This is a genomic window from Streptomyces sp. NPDC054932, from assembly GCF_053610205.1.
This window is the reverse complement of sequence record NZ_JBSGXU010000156.1, coordinates 1-19,678: the sequence shown is the minus strand read 5'-3', so window position 1 is coordinate 19,678 and position 19,678 is coordinate 1. Positions and strand designations below refer to the sequence as shown.

The window sequence follows — 19,678 nt, the reverse complement described above, 5'->3', positions numbered from 1 at the left end:
GGCCCCACCCCGACCGGGCCGCCCATCTCCGACCGCCCCGTCCCTGGAACGCATCCCCCGGCCCGTTCCTTTGGGGGTTTCCCGGCAGTCTTCGTATGTCCGGGGCGGACGGGCGGTCAAGGGTGGCCGGAGGCCATCGCGCAGCGACGCGACCGAAGGGAGCGCCCTTGAGGGGCCGGCATGAACCGGAGAGACGATGGGACTGACGGGAAACCCCCATACGCATCCCTGATGCCGCCCCGCCGAAACCCCGCCCCCGACCCCCGCCCCCGAAGCCACCCCGCCGAAGAATCTTCCGCCCCACCGATGAGTTTCCGGTGCCGCCGCGGTCATACCTGGGACACGCAACACGCAACACGCCGCCCGCACCACCCCCGGAGGGACACACATCATGGCCGAGACAGTCAAGGGCCCCGCCAGCTACTTCCCCTCGATCGAGAAGAAGTACGGACGTCCGATCGGGGAGTGGCAGGACCTGATCCGGTCCTCGCCGCTGACCAAGCACATGGAGTTGGTCTCCTGGCTCAAGGCCGAGCACGGCCTGGGGCACGGTCACGCCAACGCCCTCGTGGCCCACACCCTCGCCGGGGGCGAGTAGCGGTCCCGGCCCCGGGCGGGGGCCGCTCACCCCCGCCCCAGCAGGATCGTCCCCGACGAGCAGAACCAGCCGCCCGTGCCCGAGGCCAGGGCGACCTCCGGGAGCCGGCCGCCGGGTTTGGTGACCTGGCCCGGGCCCGCCTCGCCGCGGAGTTGGCGGACGGCCTCGACCAGCAGGAACAGGCCGCGCATGCCGGGGTGGCAGGCCGAGAGGCCGCCGCCGTCGGTGTTGACCGGGAGCTCCCCGTCACGCAGCAGGCGGCCCTTCTCCACGAAGGCCCCGCCCTCGCCCTTCGCGCAGAAGCCGAGGTCCTCCAGGGTCACCAGGGTCATGTAGGTGAAGGCGTCGTAGATCTCCGCGAGGTCCACGTCCGCCGGGGTGAGGCCGGCCCGTTCGAAGGCGGTGCGGCCCGAGACGGCCGCCGGGGACACCGTGAAGTCCTCCCACTCCGACATGGTGGTGTGGGAGACGGACGTGCCCGCCCCCAGGATCCAGACGGGGGCCTTCGCGGTGTCCGGTACGTAGTCCTCCGCCGCCAGGAGCACCGCGCAGCCGCCGTCCGAGCGGATGCAGCAGTGCAGCTTCGTGAAGGGGTCGGCGATCATGTCGCCGCCGAGTACGTCGTCGACCGTGATCGGGTCGCGGAACATGGCGTCCGGGTTGGTGGCGGCGTTCGCCCGGGCCTGTACGGCGACCGAGGCGAGCTGTTCCAGCGTCGTCCCGTACTCGTGCATGTGGCGGCGGGCGGCCATGGCGTACTTGGAGATCAGCGTGTGGCCGTACGGGACCTCGAACTGCAGCGGTCCCCGTGCCCCGAAGGAGAGGTTGGAGGTGCGGCGCCGCGCCTTGATGTCGGCCCGGGCCGTGGATCCGTAGACCAGGAGCACGGCGTTGGCGTGCCCGGCGGTGATCGCGTCCGCCGCGTGTGCGGCCATGACCTCCCAGGTCGAGCCGCCCACCGAGGTGGAGTCGACCCAGGTGGGGCGCAGCCCGAGGTACTCGGCGACCTCGACCGGCGCGAGGGTGCCGAGGCCGGCCGAGGCGAAGCCGTCGATGACGGAGCGCTCGAGGCCGGAGTCGGCGAGGGCGCGCCGGGCGGCCTGTGCGTGCAGGGCGTAGGGGGTGGGGCTGTCCACCCGGCCGCAGTCCGAGAGGGCGACGCCGACCACCGCGACCCTCCGGCGGGCGCGGGTCACGGGTCCGGGTGTGGATCCGGGTGTGGGTCCGGACAGGGGTCCGGATGTGGGTCCAGGCATGGAAGGACGGTATATCTGACGAGACGTCAGATGCTAGACCCCGCCGCGCAACCCGCCCCCGCCGCCCCCTGTGCATCTGTCCCCGCCGGGCCTAACATGACGGCCCGTCAGATACGGGGAGGAGCCCGACGATGGATGCCGCCTTCACCGCGGAGCAGGACGAGATACGCCGTACCCTGCGCGAGATCCTGGGCAAACGCTGCGGCCCCGACGAGGTCAAGGCCGCCGTCCGCACCACCGCCGGACACGACCGCGAGCTCTGGCAGCAGCTCGCGCGACAGCTCGGGCTGCCGGGCATCGCCGTCGCCGAGGAGTACGGCGGCGTCGGCTGCACCTCCGCCGACCTGGCCCTGGCCTGCGAGGAGACCGGGCGGGCCCTGCTGCCCTCGCCGCTGCTGGCCACCGCCGCCCTGTGCGTGCCCCTGATCACCGCCCTCGGCACCGCCGCCCAGCGCTCCGAGCTGCTCCCGCCACTGGCGACGGGCGGGCTGACCGCCGCCCTCGCCGTCAGCGGTCCGGCGCTGGCCACCGCCCTCGCGCTGACCGGCGAGGACGCTTCCGGGCAGTGGTCCGGCGGCGGTCGCGCGGGCGGTGTCCAGGCCCGCGCCGATGAGTCCGGCGGCGGCTGGCGGCTGTACGGGGAGGCGGCCCAGGTGCTCGACGGGCACAGTGCCGGGCTGCTGCTGGTGGCCGCGCACACCGGCGGCTTCGCGCGCAGCCGCACGCTGCTGTTCCTCGTGCGGGAGGATGCGCCCGGGCTGGTGCGGTCCCGGCAGGCCGTGCTCGACGAGACCCGCCCGCAGGCGAGGATCCAGTTGAGGGACGTGCCCGCGCACTTGCTCGGCGACGAGGGGGCCGATGTGCTCGGCGCCCTCGCCGCCACAGGGCGTACCGCATCCGCCGTGCTGGCCGCGGAGGCGGCCGGTGCGGCCGGTCGGGCGCTCGCCCGGACGGTCGAGTACGTACGCCAGCGCGAGCAGTTCGGCCGGGCGATCGGGTCGTTCCAGGCGGTCAAGCACCGGCTCGCCGACCTGTACGTACAGGTGCAGGCGGCCCGCTCGGCGGCCTACTACGCGGCCTGGGACCCGGACCAGGGCGGCCTCGCGCTCGCCCAGGGCCTGGAGGCCCTGCGGGTGACCGCGGGCGAGGCGATCCAGCTGCACGGCGGCATCGGCTTCACCTGGGAGCACGACGCGCACCTCTACTTCAAGCGGGCGGCGGCCGACGAGCTGCTGTTCGGCCCGGTCCACCGGCTGCGGGCGCACGCCGCCGACCGTGCGGGCCTGTTCGCGGATCCGGCTGCACATGCTGCCGCGGATCCGGCCGCGGCCCCGCCGGAGTCTCCCGCCCGGCCCACGTCCACATCCACGTCCCCGCCCCCGTCCCCGCCCGCACAAGAGAAGGTGGCCGTCTGATGGCTCCCGGCGTCAAGCTGATGCAGAAGGTCTCCTCGACCATGCTCTTCGCCAAGATCGCACCGCACTTCATCCCCGCCATGGACAAGGCGGTGCACCGGCTGACCCGCGGCAAGGTCATCCTCAGCGCCCAGATGCTGCCGGGCGTGATCCTCACCGCCAAGGGCGCCAGGACCGGTGAACCGCGCACGACCCCGCTCGCCTGCATGCCGGAGGACGGCGGGACGACCTGGATCCTGATCGGCTCCAACTTCGGTCGGCCCGGGCACCCGGCGTGGACCGGGAACCTGCTCAAGCACCCGGACGCGGACGTGAGTTGGCACGGCCGGGACATCCCCGTCCGGGCCCGGCTGCTGACGGGTGAGGAGCGCGCGGAGGCGTGGCGGGCGGTGCTGAGGTTCTGGCCGCCGTACGCGACGTACCAGGCGCGCATCGAGCGCGAGATCCGGCTGTTCCGCCTGGAGCGTCGCTGATCGCAGGCGTGGTCGGCGGTCCCCTGGAGGGCGTCCGGGGGTCCGCCGCTACTTCGTCGGCTTCTTGCCCGTGATGCCGAGGTGGACGAGCAGCGCCAGGTTCGGCCTGAGCTCGGCCTGCTTGACACCCCAGGTCTGGAAGCCCTTCTGGTGCGAGGCGACCGCGGCCAGCATCGCGACCAGCGAACCGGCCATCGCCGCGGGGCTGACGTCCTTGTCGACCTTGCCCTTGGCCTGGAGCTCCTTCATCGATTCCGTGAGGGAGTTGGTGACCGAGTTCAGGATCTTCATGCGGATCTTGTAGAAGCGCTTGTCGCCCTCGGCCGCGCCGAGGTCGACGACCCGCAGGATCGCGTCGTTGCGACGCCAGAACTCCAGGAAGCCCTCGACGAGTTCCTCGGCGGCGGCCCACCCGGACTTGCCGACCCAGGTCCGGCCCTCGACGAGCGACGTCAACTGCGCGCCCTCGGTTGCCATTTGTTCGGCGATCTCCAGGACGGCGCCCTCGACGTCCGGGAAGTACTGGTAGAAGGTCGCGGGGGAGGTACCGGCCTTGCGGGCGACGTCGATCACTTTGACGTCGCGGTACGGCGAGGAGCTGAGCATCTCGCTGAGGCAGTCGAGCAGCTTCTGCCGCGTCGCCTGGCCGCGCCGGCCGGCGACACGCCCGTCGACGGTGCGTACTTGTCCTGTCATGCCGTCAGCTTACCGAGGGGTGATCTGCGCGCTATTCGGCCGCCTGCAAATGGGGTTACGGGGTCCCTGGCCTGGGCGGAAGGTCGTGCCGGGCGGCCGTGGCGGCGCGTTCCGGCCTGGAAAGCGGACCCGCGCGCCCCCTGTCGGGCCGTGACCTCGTCCCGGATGCGCCCCAGCTGTGCTCCGGCGCACGCTCCGGCGCATGCTCCGGTCGCGCCCGGCCCCCGGCCCGGGCGTGTCGCCCGGTTCCGCAAGGTTTCCCCCGAATAGTCTTATCAACAGGCTGTGGACAAGTTTTCGGGCGGACCATGGCAGGGAGAGGTGAGAGGGTACACACCCCCGCACAACGGAAGGAAACGGGCCCATGGCCGCATTCGCGGAAGGCGCACCCTGCTGGGTGGACGCCTCGCTTCCGGACGTCGAGGCGGGCAAGCGCTTCTACGGTGAGCTCTTCGAGTGGACCTTCGCCGACAGCGCCGGCGCAGAGTACGGCCACTACACCCAGGCCTACAGCCGCGGCCGCAACGTCGCCGCCCTCGCCCCCAAGCCCGACGGCCGCATGCCCACCGTCTGGGGGATCTACCTCTACACCACCGACGCCTACGCCTGCGCGCAGCGCATCCGGGCCGCCGGCGGCCAGATGGTGATGGACCCGATGCCGGTCGGTCCGTACGGCACCGCCGCGATGGCCGCCGACCCCGGCGGAGCCGTCTTCGGCCTGTGGCAGCCCGGCACCCACCACGGCTTCGACGCCCAGCAGGAGCCGTACACGTACTGCTGGAGCGAGGTCTACACGCGCGCCCGTGACGCCGTCGACGTCTTCTACGCCAAGGTCTTCGGCTACGTCCCGCAGGACCAGGACGACGCCGGTGTCGAGTACCGCATCTGGTCCCCGCCGGGGAGCGCGCCCGGCACGGACACCGCCGTCCTGGGCCGCAGCCTGATCACCGACGCCTTCCCGGAGATCATGCCCGCGCACTTCCTCGCCTACTTCGCCGTCCCCGACTGCGACCAGTCGGTCATCACGGTGCAGCGGCTCGGCGGCCGGGTCACCGCCGACCCCTTCGACACCCCCTACGGCCGGATCGCGGTCGTCGCCGACAATCAGGGGGCGGTCTTCGGGCTGTTGTCGGAACCTCGGACGAAGCCCGACGCGTAGGCCCCTCCCGTGCGGCGGCCGGGGGGTGCGGCGCCCGTTCCGGAGCGATCCTCGAGCAGATCACACCGCGCTGCTCGACGTGCCGGGGCCGGACCGGGTCCGGGCCTGACAGAATCGGGGTTGCTCGACCCGGGCGGCGCCCGGGGTGAGACGCTGCACGGGCAGGGCCCGTGCCGGTGGCAGCGGGCCCGGTGAGTGGCCCGTACGGGGATGGGTGTGGAGGCGAGTGGTGGAGCAGCTGACGCAGCACGACCCGAGACGGATCGGCCCCTTCGAGGTGCTGGGACGGCTCGGCGCCGGCGGCATGGGGCTGGTCTATCTCGCGCGGTCCGCGTCCGGACGGCGGGTCGCGATCAAGACGGTGCGCACCGAGCTCGCCGAGGACCAGCTCTTCCGCGTCCGCTTCACCCGCGAGGTGGAGGCCGCCCGCGCCGTGTCCGGCTTCTACACCGCGGCCGTGGTCGACGCCGACCCGCGTGCCGCCGTGCCGTGGCTGGCGACCGCGTACGTCCCGGCGCCCTCCCTGGAGGAGATCGTCAACGAGTGCGGGCCCATGCCCGCCCAGGCCGTACGGTGGCTCGCCGCCGGCATCGCCGAGGCCCTGCAGTCCATCCACGGTGCCGGCCTCGTCCACCGCGACCTGAAGCCGTCGAACGTGCTCGTCGTCGAGGACGGCCCGCGCGTGATCGACTTCGGCATCGCGAGCGGGGTTTCCAACACCCGCCTGACCATGACGAACGTCGCCGTCGGCACCCCCGCGTACATGTCGCCCGAGCAGGCGAAGGACTCGCGCAGCGTCAAGGGCGCCAGTGACGTCTTCTCGCTCGGCTCCACGCTCGTCTTCGCCGCGACCGGGCATCCGCCGTACCACGGGGCGAACCCGGTGGAGACGGTCTTCATGCTGCTGCGCGAGGGGCCCAACCTGGAGGGGCTCCCCGCCGAGCTGCGGCCGCTGATCGACTCCTGCATGCAGATGGACGCCACGCTGCGGCCCACCCCGGCCGACCTGCAGGCGCAGCTCGCCCCGCACCTGTTCGACGGCGGCGACGACAGCGGGACCGCCTCGGCATGGCTGCCCGCACGGGCCGTCGCGATGATCGAGGCCCGGCGCGCGGGCCACCGTACGCCGCCCGCCCCCGTGGTCCCGGCGCCCGGCTCGGGCTCCGGGGGCCGGGGCGCGGCCTCCGAGGCCGCCACGCACCGCCGCCCGCGCGGGGTGGACTCCTGGGTGGATCCGCGGACCGGCCAGGCCGTCCCGCAGCGTCCGCACCACCCGCCGAGGTCCCCGGTGCCCTCGGGCGAGCCGGTGCGCCTGGGCGGCTCGGCGGTGCCGATCGGGCCCGGGCCGCGCGCGAGCGCCGCGGCCCCGGCCGCGCACGCCTCCGCCTCCGCCGCGGACTCGGCGACCGGCTGGATCCGCCCGCCCGGCGGGTCCGTGGCCACCCCCTCCGCGGTGCAGCCCGTACCGAGCCCCGGCCCGGCCCCGGACAGCGGCCGCTGGCGGCCGTGGCGCTTCCGCATGTCGAACGAGGTCTGGGGCACCCCGACCGTCGCCGGGAACCTGCTCTACGTGACCTCCTTCGAGGTCCACGCGCTGGACGTGGCGAGCGGCCGCCGCCAGTTCAAGACCCGCGACGTCGCCTGGTCCATGGCGGTCGCCGACAACCGGATCCACGCCTCCGACGGGCCCTCCCTCTACGCGCTCGACGCCGGTGACGGCTCCGAGCGGTGGCGGCTGTCGACCGACGCCTGGGTGTACGCGCTGCGTGCCGAGCACGGCACGGTCGTCACCGCCACGCGCGGTGGCGGCGTACAGGGCCGGGAGGCGTCCAGCGGCCACAAGCTGTGGGAGCTGACCGGGGCGCAGAGCGACTTCGAGACGGCGGAGGCCGCCCCCGTCCTGCACGACGGCACGGTGTACGTGTGGCAGGACGCCCGGCTGCGCGCCCTGGACGCCCGCACCGGCCGCGAGTCCTGGTCGTACCCGATCGGCGACGCGGCCTCCTGCGGCAACGTCCCGGTACGGGTCACTCCGGCGCCGGACGGCAACGTCTACGTGGTCGCAGGCACCCGGGTGATCTCGGTGGACCGGGCTTCCGGCCGGGTCCGCTGGCACTTCGAGGCCCCCGCGGTCTTCCTGGCGCCCCCGGCCTTCGCGCCGGGCGCGGCCGTCACGGGCGGCGGGGTCTACCTCGTCGACTACCTGGGCACGGTGTACGCCCTCGACGCGGCCACCGGCCAGGACCGCTGGCGGATCGCGACGGAGGCACGGCAGTCGCCGGACCCGGTGGTGGTCGCGAACGGCAACGTCCACCTGGGCGCGGGCAGCGCTCTCTACACGCTCGACGCGGTCACCGGAACCCCGAAGTGGCGGTTCGCGGCGGGCGGCGAGATCACCGGCCTGCCGGCGGTCGCGGACGGCCGGGTGCACTTCGGGTCGGCCGACCACTGCCTGTACACCCTGGACGCGGCGGGCGGCCAGCTGCGCTGGAAGCTGGCCACGGGCGGTGAGATCACGGGCGCCCCGGTGGCGGACGCGGGCGTGGTCTACGCATGCAGCAAGGACCGCTGCGTGTACGCCCTGGACGCGGCCAAGGGGACGGGCACCCGGACGAGCGGCTGACCTGCTCCGAGGCGGGGCTGCGGCCCCGCCGGGTAGCGCACCGCACCGGGAGTGACAGGATGGACCCCATGAGCAACGTCTACTTCGACATCAACATCAACGGCGCCCCCGCCGGCCGCATCGTCTTCGCCCTCTTCGACGAGGTCGTCCCGAAGACGGCGCGCAACTTCCGTGAGCTGGCCACCGGCCAGAACGGCTACGGCTACGCCGGCTCGGGCTTCCACCGCGTCATCCCCCAGTTCATGCTGCAGGGCGGTGACTTCACCAACCACAACGGCACCGGCGGCAAGTCCATCTACGGCGAGAAGTTCGAGGACGAGAACTTCCAGCTGAAGCACGACCGTCCGTACCTGCTGTCGATGGCGAACGCCGGCCGCAACACCAACGGCTCGCAGTTCTTCATCACCACCGTCGTCACCTCGTGGCTCGACGGCAAGCACGTCGTCTTCGGCGAGGTCGTCGAGGGCCAGGCGCTCGTCGACCAGATCGAGGCCCTGGGCTCCCAGTCCGGCGCCCCCAAGGGCAAGGTCGAGATCGCGGCCTCCGGCGTCGTCGACGCCGCCTGATTCCACCCCGCCTGTGGGGGGGGCGGCCCAGGCCCCCGGGGGGGGGGGGGCGCCGCCGCCGTTTCCGGGCCGTGCCGCGCCGTGCCGTGCGTCGGGGCGGCGTCACAGGTTGTTCGCGGTGCCGTCGATCGCCGGGCCGCAGCCCTCGGGGAGGTGCGCGGCGATCAGGCGGTAGGCCTCGTTCGTCACGCGGCCGCGCAGCGCTCGAAGTCGGCGGTGAGCGCCTCGAAGACCTCTGCGGGGTGACCGATGCAGGCTCCCGGTCCCGCCGAGAGGACCAGCTCGGCCGTCGTGGGTCGGGCGGCCGAGCCGCCCACGGTCAGGACGCAGTCGAAGTCCGCGCGGGCGAGCGTCCCGGTGCCCCGCGGGGCGGGGACGGAGAGACGCAGCTCCGCTCCCTCGGCGCGGGCACCGGCTTCGGCCAGCGCTCCGCCCATGCCCCGCACCAGCGGCTCGGCCGCGGCTTCCAGAGAGCCGGCGGGCAGCGGAAAACCGCGGTCCAGGGCCACGTCGCCGACCCCGCGCAGGGTCGTCGCGCGCAGCCGGATCTCGCGGGCGCTGTACGCACCGGCCCGGTGCAGGACGTACACGCCGGTCAGCGCGACCTTGACGGCGTCGGTGAGCAGCTCGGCGGAGCGCAGCGGCCCGAACGTCCAGGACCGCCGCCGCGCGGTGAGGCGTACGGGCATCCGCCCCCGGGCGAGCGCCGTCAGGCCGTCGGGCACGGAGTCCCCGAGCATCCGGGCGCCCCCGTGGTCCACGACGAAGAGCCGGCCCAGTTCGTCCACGGCGATCGGGGCGTCGGTGTCGGTGCGGCCGAAGGGGAAGAGCCGGGCGCCGGTGTGCTTGCGGACCTGTTCGAACGCCCCCGAGGCGTACTGGGCCTCACGCGGGTCCACGACCGCCCCGGTCGGGGCGACGTCCAGCCCGGGGCCGGAGGGTCGGACCAGCAGGCCGTGGTAGGCGCGCAGCGCCTCCCGGGCGGCCGGGAACACTTCCCAGCCCGCCCCGCCGGCCCGTGGTTCCACCACGGCGCAGGCTTCGAGGATCGCCCGCATGGCAGGGGCGGCGGCGTCCCGCCCGGGAAACCAGCCGGCGGCGGTCAGGACGTCCGCGTCACTCGTCATGCAGGACATCGATGCCGAGCCGGTCGAGGAGCGCGGAGCAGGACCGGCAGACGACGGCCTCGGTCCCGTGCTCGGGATCCCCGTGGGGGCGGATCTTGCGCGCGACGATGAGGGCCCCGGTGAAATGGGGCCCGGCCTCGTCGAGCGTGGTGACCCGACCGTCGCCGCGCTGTTGGTCCAGGGCGTAGAACTGGTCGGACACCAGGGCGGATTCGGCGCACAGGCCGATGAACGGCTCCCGCTGCGCGGGCGGCAGCGCGTCGAAGAAGCCCTGCACGGCGGGGTGGAGGCGGGGCGCCCCGTCCCCGCTGAGATTGGTGTGGCTCAGCACGGTGTTCTGGACGAGGAGCGAGGCGGCCACGCCCGGCAGCGCGTCAGACATAGTAGGCGTCCACTTCGTCCTGATCGCCTCGCATAAGGCTGGAGAGGGCCTGGGCCTCGTCCTTTCCGAGGAAGTAGGGGCCCGTGTGGTGGAGGTAGAAGAACCTCCCGATGTCGTCCATGAGGACGATTCCCGCCTCGACCGTCTCGTATCCCACGGGAAACAGCTTGTGGCCGATGTCCGTGGCCAGTTCGACGATGTCCTCGGCGTCGTCCGCGTATCCCATGGTCGGATTGGGGACGAATTTCCGCTCGGGTGCCTGGGGCATGGGGAAAACGAGGCCGGCGTAGCGGCTGACGAAATCGGTGACCGCCTCCCAGGGCGTCAGCGGGAATCCCTGCCGCACGGAGTCCTGGACGCGCGCCTCGATGAGCTGCTCGGCCGCCTTGCGGTCCTGGTGGTCGGGGTGCCAGCCGTTGTCCCGGAGCCATGCCTGGACTTCTTCCTGCGGAGCTGGTGGTCTCACTGCTGTACTGCCTCTCGGTGCGCGTCTTCCGGGGGTGGGTTCAGCTCAGCAATGATATTCCGAGTGCGGACATCGCATGCTTGCAGCTGTTGCACGGTGGGATATAGCTGTTGTGCGGGATCTTGTTGTTGTCCTCGTCGAATTGCTCGCCGATGGTCACGGTATGCATGACGCTCCCTCTGAGGGCTTCCCTGGCTTCGTCGATGCTCGTGATGTTCCGCCCCTCCGATTGCATCTGATGCAATCGGTCCGACACCAGGGACACCTCCGCGCATCTGCCGTGCCCGCGACCCTTGGGGTATTCCCCGTTGTCGGCACGCCGTCCGATGTCGTCGTACAGGTCCTGTACGACGGGGTGCGCGTTCGGATTCTCCTGGCCCTCCTTGTACTTCTGCGAGCTGGAGTGGGAGGTGACGACGTCGTCGTGGAGGAAGGCACCCGAACAGCCGCTCTTCAGGCGCTCCTTGCCCGGGGGTTGCTGTCCGCGGGTGGCTTGCGCGGTCTCGGACAGCTGACTGGCCTCGTGGCGCAGCAGGGCGTGCCGCTGCTGCTCGTCGAGATGGCTGACGTCCAGCGCGTCACGGCGGTGGTGCTTCATCCCGGCCGAGGACCGGCCGTGGGAGGCCGGCTGGGGATCGAGGGGGCGGCCGCCGGGGCCGCCGCTGCCCGCGCCGCCGCCTCCGCCGTTGCCAGGACCGCCGGGTCCGCCCGGACCGCCGGGTCCGCCCGGTCCGCCGGGTCCGCCCGGTCCGCCGGGTCCGCCTGCGCCGTCCTTCTTCTTCAGGCGGTTGAAGTCGTCATGGAGGGCCTGGTCGTTCTTCTTGTGGTCGGTGGAGATCTGCTTGACGGCTTTGGGGAGGGTGGTGCCGACGTGGTCGCCCATGGCCTTGGTGGCTTTGGTGAGGGCGGTCATGGCTTTGTCGGCGACGGGGTCGATGGCCTGGGCGATGGAGTCGCGGCCTCGGGTGCGGCCGTGGTGGGACTTGGCCTTGGTCAGCTTCGAGCTGGTCTTTCCGTGGATGCCGGTGCTGACGGTGTTGAGGCTGGTGCCGGCGCGGTCGTGCTCGGAGTGCTCGATGTGGAGGTCGACCAGGCCGGTACCGCCACCGCCGGATCCTGCGCCGCCCGCGGAGGCGAGGTGGAGGGCTTCCTTGCCGGACCGGACCCCGTCGTCGAAGCCGTCCTTGCCGGCCTGCCGGGTCTGGTCGAGGTCGACGCCGTCCTGGAAGCCGAGGGCCATCGAGCCGAGCTGGACGACGAGGTCGGCGGCCATGCCTTCGAGGGCGGCGACGGCCGGTTCGGTCATCGCGGAGACGATGTAGCCGACGGCCTCCTCGACGCACTCCTTGATGAGCCGCTTGACGACTTCCTGGGTCAGCCGCATCGCGGCCGCGCCGAACAGCGCGGACAGGCCCGCTGTGACCGGGATGAGGGAGAGCGCGATACCGGCTTCGGCGGCGAGGTAGCCCAGCTGGACGAGGGCCGCGTACTTCATGCCCTCGACGGCTCCGGCCGCCATGTCCATCGCGCCGGCGATGGTGCGGGCCGCCTCGGCAATGTCCTTGAAGTGCTTGGTCTTTACGGTGTTCCAGTGCTTGTTGAGGGCCTCGATCGACTCGCCCCTGCTCGCCGAGAGCAGGCGCTCGACGTGGTTGTTGGCGAGCTGGCCGTCGTCGAGGAGGTCCTCGGCGAACTCGCGGAGCGAGTCGGCCATCGCCCGGTAGGCGTCCTCGTCCACATTCGGCCAGGCCACACCGATCAGGTCCAGCAGAGTGTCGGCCCAGTCGGGCACCGTGACAGCCACGCGACCCCATCCCCCCGTACGTCCGGCATTCCCCCGTTGCGTGTGCGAAGCATATCTTCACGATCGCTCGGCAGGGTCTGGCGGGGGAGCATCGGTCGCGCTGAGGGGGTGTTCCCCGTGCGGGAGTTGAGCGATGCGGCGCGAATTCCGTGCGGGTTCGTACGGCGTCGCGGATGCTACGCGTAGCCGCCGGACGGCGGGGACGTGGGGTTCGTCGGGGGGAGCGGGCGGGCGCGAGGGGCGGGGCGGCCGCGCATCACCGCCGCGCCCAGGAGGATCAGTGCGCCGGCGCCGTAGGCGTTGGCGAGGCCGTCACCGAGGCCCCGGCCGTCGCCGCCCACGGTCAGGCTCCCGGCCGCCTGGCCCTGGCGGACCGTCCACAGGATGGTGAAGCCGAGTACGACGAACCCGGCCAGCGCCATGAGCAGGCGCGAGCGGAGCAGCACCGCGCACAGGGTGAGGACGGCGGCGAAGAGGTAGGGGAGCAGGATCGAGGCCAGCAGAGTGGGCGTGTGGCCGGTGATCCCGGCGGAGGTGAAGAGCTCCTGGACGCCGTACTCGCGTCCGTGACGGCCGTCGTACCAGGCACGGAAGGGGCTCCAGACGGCGGCCGCCGCTCCGACGAGACCCATCAGGGAGCCGAGTACATTGCGGAGCATGCCCGGCCCTCCCAGGTAGGGGTCCCGGTGCCGACGCTACGCCCGGCCCGTACGGCCCGCACGTCGGGCCCGCATGTCCGGCCCGACGGAGGGATCCGGCGGCCGCCCCGTGGCTGGTAGCGTGCCGCCGTTGTCCAGGGGGAGGGGTTCTGGCCATGGTGGCTGGACGTCGGATCAGATTTGCCGTGGTGCTGGTCGCCGTCGTGTTCGCGCTGACGGGGTTCTCGTCGCATGGCGGCAGCAGCAGTAGCGGGAGCAGCGGCAAGAGCAAGAGCAGCAGCAGCGGTGGCGGGTGCTCCAGCTCCAAGAGCAAGAAGAAGAGCCACGGCAGCAGCAACAACAACCGCACGGCCACCGCGTCGCCCTCCGCCACCGCGGGCGGCGCCCCGGCCACGGCCGTCGTGGTCACCTGCGTGGGCGCCACCCCGCCGGTCACCACGGTCAGGTTCACCTCGAACGTGGACCGCAGGGCGAGCGTCGCGGTGACGCTGCACCGGGAGGGCGCGAACGGCGCCGTCATCGAGTCGACCGAGGTCAGGGCGACCCTGGCGGCCCGCGAGACCCGCACGGTCGAGGTGGCGCTCAAGGAGTCCTCGCGCGCCGGCGAGGTCACCACCTGCAGGCTCGACCGGCCCGTCGAATCGTCCGACGGCCCGACGCCGGGCCCGGCCAGGACCACTCCGGGCGGCCCGGGATCCACGACCGGATCCACGACCGGATCCACGACCGGGTCCACGACCGGGTCCACGACCGGATCCACGCCGAAGACCGCCCCGAAGCCCACGCGCAAGCGCTGAGCCGTCAGCGCAGGCGGAATTCCGTACCGGGCCGCCTGGAGCCGAACAGTTCCGCCTGCCGCTCCGGCGCCAGGTTGCCCAGCGCGATCAGCGCCGGTGCCTGGGCCAGGGCCTGCTGGAGCGCGGCCTGCTTCGCCGACCACAGGGCCCGTACGGTGCCCTGCACGGCCTCCGTCGGGAAGCCGGCCAGGGTCGTTGCCGCCCGCAGGGCCGCCGGGAGAAGCCCGTCGGGCGCGGTCAGTTCCGAGACGAGCCCGATCTCGTGGGCCCGGCGCGCGGAGAGCCGTTCGGCGGTCCCCATGAGGGACATCCGGGCGGCCTCGCCGAAGGGCATGCGCTGCGCCATGTAGACGGCCTCGTAGGCGCTGACCATCCCGTAGGTCGTGTGCGGATCGAAGAAGGTGGCGGTCTCGGAGGCGATCAGGAACTCCGCCTCGCCCAGCAGGTAGAAGGCTCCGCCGCAGGCCATGCCGTTGACGGCGGCGACCACCGGTTTCCACAGGTCGCTGGCCTTGGGGCCGATGGAGATCAGCGGGTCGTCGGCCGAGTAGGGCGAGGCGGGCTGCGGCACGTCGACGCCGCGGTCGATGCCGGTGCAGAAGGCGGCCGCCCCGGCTCCGGTCAGCACCACCGCCCGCACCTCCTCGGCGAACCGGAGCTCCCGCCACACCGCGCCCAGTTCGGCGGCGGTCGCCAGGTCGATGGCGTTGTGCCGGTGCTCCCGGTCGAGGGTGACGACCGCGACCCCGGTCGCCTTGTCCCGTTCCACCCGCAGGGTCATGACTTCTCCAGGACCCAGCGGGGCACGGCCATGCCGCCCGTGTCGGCGAAGACCACCTGGACGCGTGCGCCGATGCGCAGCCGGGCCGGGTCGACCGAGTCGAGCGGGGCGTCCGCCGAGGTGACCAGGTTCCCGGCGAGCCGGATGTGCGGGGCGTCGGCGAGCTCCACGAGGATCACGTTGTACGGGGCCTGCGCGGCGTAGGCGGGCAGCAGCGGGGGATGCGGCCGTACGTAGGACCAGATGCGGCCGCGGCCGCTCATCCGGCGCCATTCGCTGTCGAAGGACCGGCAGTGCGGGCAGCACGGGCGGGGCGGGAAGCGCAGGCGGCCGCAGCCGGTGCAGGCCTGGACGCGGAGCTCGCCCCGTGCGGCGTACTCCCAGAAGGGGGCGCCGTCCTCGTCGGGGACGGGCAGGAGCAGCTCGGCCGCGACCTCGGCGGCGGCTGCGGCGGCGGCTTCGGGTGCGGTGGTCATCGGTCAGCTCCTCAGCAGGATCGCGGACGTCGGGACTCCCTCGCCGGCCGTCACCAGGCAGGTGGCGGCGTCGGGGACCTGGGAGGTGGAGACGCCGCGCAGCTGCTTGACGCCCTCGTTGATCAGGTTGAAGCCGTGCACGTACGCCTCGGACAGACCGCCGCCGCCGGTGTTGATGGGGAGCCGGCCGCCCATTTCCAGGGAGCCGCCCTCGGTGAAGGCGGCTCCCTCGCCGCGTCCGCAGAAGCCGTAGCCCTCCAGCGACAGCGGGATCAGCGGGGTGAAGGCGTCGTAGATCTGGGCGACGTCCACGTCCTGCGGCCCGAAGTCGGCCTGCTTCCACAGGTGGCGGGCGGCGGTCCAGGCGGGGCCGGACAGCGGGTCGTCGTTCCAGTAGTTGACCATGCCGTGGTGCTGGGCGGGCAGGCCCTGGGCGACGGAGTGCACGTAGACGGGCTTCTGGCGGCAGTCCCGGGCCCGTTCGGCGGAGACGATCACGCAGGCCAGCGCGCCGTCGGTCTCCAGGCAGTTGTCGAAGAGGCAGAGCGGGTCACTGATCATGCGCGAGGTCATGTACATCTCGCGGGTCAGGGGGCGCTCGTACATCATCGCGGCCGGGTTGGCGTTGGCCCGGTTGCGGCAGGCCATGGCGACGTTGAAGAGGTGGTCGCGGGTGGCGCCGTACTCGTGCATGTAGCGGCGGGCCAGCATGCCGATCTCGTCGGCGGGGCGCAGCAGGCCGAAGGGGCGGGTCCACTGGCCGGGGGTGGGCAGCTGGACGGCGGTGTTCTTCCAGGGGCGGGGGCCCGAGCCGCGTTTGCGGGAGCGCCAGGCGATGCCGACGGTGGCCTGGCCGGTGGCGACGGCGGAGGCGAGGTGGCCGACGGTGGCGCAGGAACCGCCGCCGCCGTAGCCGATCTTGGAGAAGAAGGTGACGTCGCCGGCGCCGATGGCCTTGGCGACCTCGACCTCGTCGGTCTCCTCCATGGTGTAGGAGGCGAAGGCGTCGACCTCGGACGGCTCGATGCCGGCGTCGGCGAGGGCCGCCAGGATGGCCCGGCAGGCCAATTCCTTCTCGGACTGCGGCAGATGTCTGGCAAAGGCGGTCTGGCCGATGCCGACTATCGCCGTCGCGTCCTTGAGCGTTGCCGCCATCGCCACCTCCGGGGTGCGCCAGTACTGACAGCCGCGAAGGCTACAGCTAATCTGACGGATAGTCAGCTACTGGGTCTGCGGGAAGGTGGCACGCATGGGCGACTACGGGCGCGAGGACCGGCACGAGGACGTACGCGCGGACCTGCGCTGGGGCAGCATCGCCGGGCTGGTCCGGGCGGCAGCGGCACGGTACGCCGACCGCGAGGCCGTCGTCGACGGGCGCGCCCGGATCAGCTACGCGCAGCTGGGCGAACGCGTCGAGCGCGCCGCCGCGGCCTGCATCGCCGCCGGGACCGAGCCCGGCGACCGGGTCGCCGTCTGGGCGCCCAACACCCTGGAGTGGATCGTCTCCGCCCTCGGCGCCGTCTCGGCGGGCGCGGTGCTCGTCCCCCTCAACACCCGCTTCAAGGGCGCGGAGGCCGCGTACGTCCTCGGGCGCAGCCGGGCCCGATTGCTCTTCGTCACCGGCACCTTCCTCGGCACCTCCTACGTCGCCTCCCTGCGCCGCGCCGCCGCCGAGGTCTCCGGGACCGGCCCGCTGCCCGGCCTCCCGCACCTGGAACAGGTCGTCGTCCTCGCCGACGACGCCCCCGACTCCTTCCGCACCTGGAAGGACTTCCTCGCGGGCGGGGACGGCGTACCGGCCGCGGCGGTGCGCGAGCGCGCCGATGCCATCCACCCTGAGTCCCCCTCCGACATCATCTTCACCTCCGGCACCACCGGCAGTCCCAAGGGCGCCGTCATCACCCACGCCCAGTCCCTGCGCTGCTACGACGTGTGGAGCGAGCTCGCCGGACTGCGCGAGGGCGACCGCTACCTGATCGTGAACCCCTTCTTCCACACCTTCGGCTACAAGGCCGGGATCATCGCCTGCCTGATGCGTGGGGCCACGATGGTCCCCCAGCCCGTCTTCAACGTGGACACCGTCCTCGCGAACGTCGCCGCCGAGCGGATCTCCGTACTCCCCGGGCCGCCCACCCTCCACCAGTCGATCCTGGACCACCCCCAGCGCGGCCACCACGACCTCTCCGCCCTGCGCCTGGTCGTCACCGGCGCGGCCGTCGTCCCGCTCCGGCTCGTCGAGCGGCTGCGCCGCGAACTGCACATCGGAGTCGTCCTCACGGCGTACGGGCTCTCCGAGGCCAGCGGCATCGTCACCATGTGCCGCCGGGGCGACCCCGCGCAGACCGTCTCCGCCACCTCGGGCCGGGCGATCCCGGACACGGAGGTGGAGATCCGGGACGCGGACGGCCGGCCGCTGCCGGCCGGGCAGGCGGGCGAGATCGTGGTCCGCGGCCACCACGTCATGCAGGGCTACTTCGAGGACCCCGAGGAGACCGCCCGGGCGATCACGGCGGAGGGCTGGCTGCACACCGGAGACGTGGGATTCATGGACGAGGAGGGGAACCTGCGCATCACCGACCGGATCAAGGACATGTTCATCGTCGGCGGCTTCAACGCCTACCCCGCCGAGATCGAGCAACTCCTCGGCCTCCACCCGGACATCGCCGACGTCGCGGTGATCGGCATCCCGGACCCGCGCCTGGGCGAGGTCGGCAAGGCCTACGCCGTGCGCCGCCCCGGCTCCACCCTCACCGCGGACGACCTGATCGCCTGGTCCCGCCGCGAGATGGCCAACTACAAGGTCCCGCGCACGGTGGAGTTCGTCACCGAACTCCCGCGCAACGCCAGCGGCAAGATCCTCAAACGCGCCCTCCGTACCCGCTGAGCCGGATCAGGGAACGAGCGAGCCCAGGTCGATGGTCGCGGCGAACGGAACCGCCACCTTGAGCCGCTCCCGGTGGATCCCGGTCGCGACGTAGGACCGGGTGACGGTGTCCAGCTCGTAGACGTGGACGGTGGGCCCGCTCGTCTCGTCCTCGACACGCCAGAAGTGGGGGATTCCCGCCTGGGCGTACTTGAAGGGCTTGATGGAGCGATCCCGGTCCGCCGACTCCTCGGACACCACCTCGATCACCAGAACCACCTCGTCGGGGAGGTAGCGGGTACGGTCCGGGTCGTAGGGGACGGCCGCAGCCAGGATGTCCGGTTCCGGGCGGCTCTTCCGGTCGAGCCGGATGGTCATCTCCCGGGAGACCTCGATGTCGTCAGGTGCCGCCTGGCGCAGGGTGAAGGTCAGGTTCTCCACGAGCCGGGCGTGCCAGGACCGCTGCGGGGAGACCCTGAAGACCAGCACTCCCTCGATGAGCTCGGTGTGCCGGGGAGCCTGGGGCAGGTGGTCGAGGTCGTCCGCCTCCCAGCCGCTCGGGCGGGGCGGGAGCATCCATTCGGGGAGCTCGGCGGCCATGGTGTCCTCCAGGGGGTGCGCTGGTTCAGCCTGCTCGGCGGCGCCCTCGCGTACCCGGAAACGGCGGCGCGGGCACGCTACCGGCGGCGGGCCAGGAGCAGGCGCCAGTGGGGGGTGCCGTCCGGGCGGTGGCCGAAGTGCTCCAGGGGGACCGTTTCCACCGTGAAGCCGGCCGCCCGGAGGTCCTCGCGGACCGGGCCCAGGGGGAAGGTGCGGTAGTACATGACGAACGGGGGCCGCCAGAGCGCGTTGCGCACCCGCATCGCCGCGTCGAAGCCCGCCGTCGCCCACCACACCCGGGAGCCGAGCGGCAGAGGGGCTCCGATCGGGAAGGCGAAGACGCCGCCCTCGCGCAGCGCCGCGTGGATCCCGGAGAAGAGAGCGGGCCGCTCCGAGGGGAGGAAGTGGCCGAAGGCGCCGAAGCTGACCGCCAGGTCGTAGGTGTCCGCGAGGGCGGGCGGCAGGGCCCGCGCGTCGGCCCGTACGAAGTCCACGCGGTCGTCGTCCGCGCCGTACCGGCGCTCGGCCTGCGCGAGCATGCCCGCGCTGAGGTCCACCCCGGTGATCCGGTCGCGGCACAGCCGGCTCAGCATGCCGATCCCGGCGCCCGTGCCGCAGCACACGTCCAGCCCGGCGCCGAAGGTGCCCTCGTACTGGGCGAGGGTCTCCTCGACCGCGTCGAGCATCCGGTCCGGGGTGCGGAAGGGGGTGTGGTCGAACTTGGGCGCGAGGAGGTCGTAGCCCCGCTCGACCGAGGAGAGGCCCTGCACTGCCAGTTCGCGGACGCTCGGCCCGTGGGAGGAGAACACACCCCCAGCCTATGCCGCAGCCCCCCGCACATACGTGTACGGCGGTCGCGGTGGCTCCCCCTCCCCGCCCCCCCCCCCCCCCCTACCCCCCGGGTAGACCGCAGAACCCCCGCGGGTGCCGCGAGGGT

General features: G+C 72.7%; 19 protein-coding genes and 2 pseudogenes. 8 read left to right on the top strand and 13 right to left on the bottom strand.

Going from position 1 to position 19,678, the window contains the following annotated elements; all coding sequences use genetic code 11:
• Window positions 1–391: 391 nt before the first annotated feature.
• Window positions 392–598, top strand: coding sequence for a DUF4287 domain-containing protein (locus tag ACWGE1_RS31110; protein WP_453423799.1), 207 nt, complete (start codon window positions 392–394; stop codon window positions 596–598).
• 26 nt (window positions 599–624) lie between these two features.
• On the opposite strand, the gene ACWGE1_RS31105 is transcribed toward ACWGE1_RS31110, so the two are convergent.
• Window positions 625–1,854: a thiolase C-terminal domain-containing protein gene (locus ACWGE1_RS31105; RefSeq protein WP_453423798.1), complete on the bottom strand. Its 1,230-nt coding sequence runs from the start codon at window positions 1,852–1,854 to the stop codon at window positions 625–627.
• A 131-nt stretch (window positions 1,855–1,985) separates the two neighbouring features.
• Here ACWGE1_RS31105 and ACWGE1_RS31100 point away from each other — a divergent pair, with 131 nt between their 5' ends.
• On the top strand, window positions 1,986–3,269 hold the full coding sequence (locus ACWGE1_RS31100) for an acyl-CoA dehydrogenase family protein (protein WP_453423797.1): 1,284 nt from the start codon (window positions 1,986–1,988) through the stop codon (window positions 3,267–3,269).
• Window positions 3,269–3,742 carry a nitroreductase family deazaflavin-dependent oxidoreductase gene (locus ACWGE1_RS31095; protein ID WP_453423796.1) on the top strand — a complete coding sequence of 158 codons (474 nt, stop codon included), beginning with the start codon at window positions 3,269–3,271 and terminating at the stop codon, window positions 3,740–3,742. The genes ACWGE1_RS31100 and ACWGE1_RS31095 overlap by 1 nt, the downstream gene beginning before the upstream one ends.
• A 48-nt stretch (window positions 3,743–3,790) precedes the next feature.
• On the opposite strand, the gene ACWGE1_RS31090 is transcribed toward ACWGE1_RS31095, so the two are convergent.
• Complete coding sequence (locus tag ACWGE1_RS31090) at window positions 3,791–4,438, bottom strand: TetR family transcriptional regulator (protein ID WP_453423795.1); 648 nt, start codon at window positions 4,436–4,438, stop codon at window positions 3,791–3,793.
• A gap of 364 nt (window positions 4,439–4,802) precedes the next feature.
• Between ACWGE1_RS31090 and ACWGE1_RS31085 the strand changes: the two genes are divergently transcribed.
• The 3 genes from ACWGE1_RS31085 to ACWGE1_RS31075 all read left to right on the top strand — a co-directional run bounded on the left by ACWGE1_RS31085 (window position 4,803) and on the right by ACWGE1_RS31075 (window position 8,786).
• Window positions 4,803–5,597, top strand: coding sequence for a VOC family protein (locus ACWGE1_RS31085; RefSeq protein ID WP_453423794.1), 795 nt, complete (start codon window positions 4,803–4,805; stop codon window positions 5,595–5,597).
• A 226-nt stretch (window positions 5,598–5,823) separates the two neighbouring features.
• Window positions 5,824–8,220, top strand: coding sequence for a serine/threonine-protein kinase (locus tag ACWGE1_RS31080; RefSeq protein ID WP_453423793.1), 2,397 nt, complete (start codon window positions 5,824–5,826; stop codon window positions 8,218–8,220).
• Window positions 8,221–8,288: 68 nt separating this feature from the next.
• The gene (locus ACWGE1_RS31075; RefSeq protein WP_453423792.1) at window positions 8,289–8,786 is read left to right on the top strand and encodes a peptidylprolyl isomerase; all 498 of its coding nucleotides are present in this window, start codon (window positions 8,289–8,291) and stop codon (window positions 8,784–8,786) included.
• Between the two features lie 185 nt (window positions 8,787–8,971).
• Here ACWGE1_RS31075 and ACWGE1_RS31070 read toward each other — a convergent pair whose 3' ends face one another.
• The 6 genes and pseudogenes from ACWGE1_RS31070 to ACWGE1_RS31045 all read right to left on the bottom strand — a co-directional run bounded on the left by ACWGE1_RS31070 (window position 8,972) and on the right by ACWGE1_RS31045 (window position 13,224).
• A complete protein-coding gene (locus tag ACWGE1_RS31070; protein ID WP_453423791.1) occupies window positions 8,972–9,913 on the bottom strand; it encodes an SUKH-3 domain-containing protein in 942 nt (313 codons plus the stop codon).
• Window positions 9,903–10,295: a YwqJ-related putative deaminase gene (locus tag ACWGE1_RS31065; RefSeq protein WP_453423790.1), complete on the bottom strand. Its 393-nt coding sequence runs from the start codon at window positions 10,293–10,295 to the stop codon at window positions 9,903–9,905. Before ACWGE1_RS31065 ends, ACWGE1_RS31070 begins: the two co-directional genes overlap by 11 nt.
• Window positions 10,288–10,761 carry an SUKH-3 domain-containing protein gene (locus tag ACWGE1_RS31060; RefSeq protein ID WP_453423789.1) on the bottom strand — a complete coding sequence of 158 codons (474 nt, stop codon included), beginning with the start codon at window positions 10,759–10,761 and terminating at the stop codon, window positions 10,288–10,290. Before ACWGE1_RS31060 ends, ACWGE1_RS31065 begins: the two co-directional genes overlap by 8 nt.
• Before the next feature lie 40 nt (window positions 10,762–10,801).
• Window positions 10,802–11,179, bottom strand: a pseudogene (locus ACWGE1_RS31055) (YwqJ-related putative deaminase); the annotation flags it as partial.
• 324 nt (window positions 11,180–11,503) lie between these two features.
• Window positions 11,504–12,565 (bottom strand): annotated as a pseudogene (locus ACWGE1_RS31050) (WXG100-like domain-containing protein); the annotation flags it as partial.
• A 176-nt stretch (window positions 12,566–12,741) separates the two neighbouring features.
• Window positions 12,742–13,224, bottom strand: a complete 483-nt coding sequence (locus ACWGE1_RS31045) for a hypothetical protein (RefSeq protein ID WP_453423788.1) — start codon at window positions 13,222–13,224, stop codon at window positions 12,742–12,744.
• A gap of 155 nt (window positions 13,225–13,379) precedes the next feature.
• Between ACWGE1_RS31045 and ACWGE1_RS31040 the strand changes: the two genes are divergently transcribed.
• A complete protein-coding gene (locus tag ACWGE1_RS31040; protein ID WP_453423787.1) occupies window positions 13,380–14,021 on the top strand; it encodes a hypothetical protein in 642 nt (213 codons plus the stop codon).
• Window positions 14,022–14,025: 4 nt separating this feature from the next.
• Here the strand turns inward: ACWGE1_RS31040 and ACWGE1_RS31035 are convergent, their stop codons facing one another.
• From ACWGE1_RS31035 to ACWGE1_RS31025, 3 genes are read right to left on the bottom strand one after another with little or no spacing between them, the layout of a single operon-like run.
• Complete coding sequence (locus ACWGE1_RS31035) at window positions 14,026–14,802, bottom strand: enoyl-CoA hydratase/isomerase family protein (protein WP_453423786.1); 777 nt, start codon at window positions 14,800–14,802, stop codon at window positions 14,026–14,028.
• On the bottom strand, window positions 14,799–15,278 hold the full coding sequence (locus tag ACWGE1_RS31030; protein ID WP_453423785.1) for a Zn-ribbon domain-containing OB-fold protein: 480 nt from the start codon (window positions 15,276–15,278) through the stop codon (window positions 14,799–14,801). Before ACWGE1_RS31030 ends, ACWGE1_RS31035 begins: the two co-directional genes overlap by 4 nt.
• Window positions 15,279–15,281: 3 nt before the next feature.
• Complete coding sequence (locus tag ACWGE1_RS31025; protein WP_453423784.1) at window positions 15,282–16,433, bottom strand: lipid-transfer protein; 1,152 nt, start codon at window positions 16,431–16,433, stop codon at window positions 15,282–15,284.
• Between the two features lie 94 nt (window positions 16,434–16,527).
• On the opposite strand from ACWGE1_RS31025, the gene ACWGE1_RS31020 reads away from it, so the two are divergent.
• The gene (locus ACWGE1_RS31020; protein ID WP_453423783.1) at window positions 16,528–18,162 is read left to right on the top strand and encodes a FadD3 family acyl-CoA ligase; all 1,635 of its coding nucleotides are present in this window, start codon (window positions 16,528–16,530) and stop codon (window positions 18,160–18,162) included.
• A 6-nt stretch (window positions 18,163–18,168) separates the two neighbouring features.
• Here the strand turns inward: ACWGE1_RS31020 and ACWGE1_RS31015 are convergent, their stop codons facing one another.
• Window positions 18,169–18,741, bottom strand: a complete 573-nt coding sequence (locus tag ACWGE1_RS31015) for a Uma2 family endonuclease (protein WP_453423782.1) — start codon at window positions 18,739–18,741, stop codon at window positions 18,169–18,171.
• A 77-nt stretch (window positions 18,742–18,818) separates the two neighbouring features.
• On the bottom strand, window positions 18,819–19,550 hold the full coding sequence (locus ACWGE1_RS31010; protein WP_453423781.1) for a class I SAM-dependent methyltransferase: 732 nt from the start codon (window positions 19,548–19,550) through the stop codon (window positions 18,819–18,821).
• Window positions 19,551–19,678 lie beyond the last annotated feature (128 nt).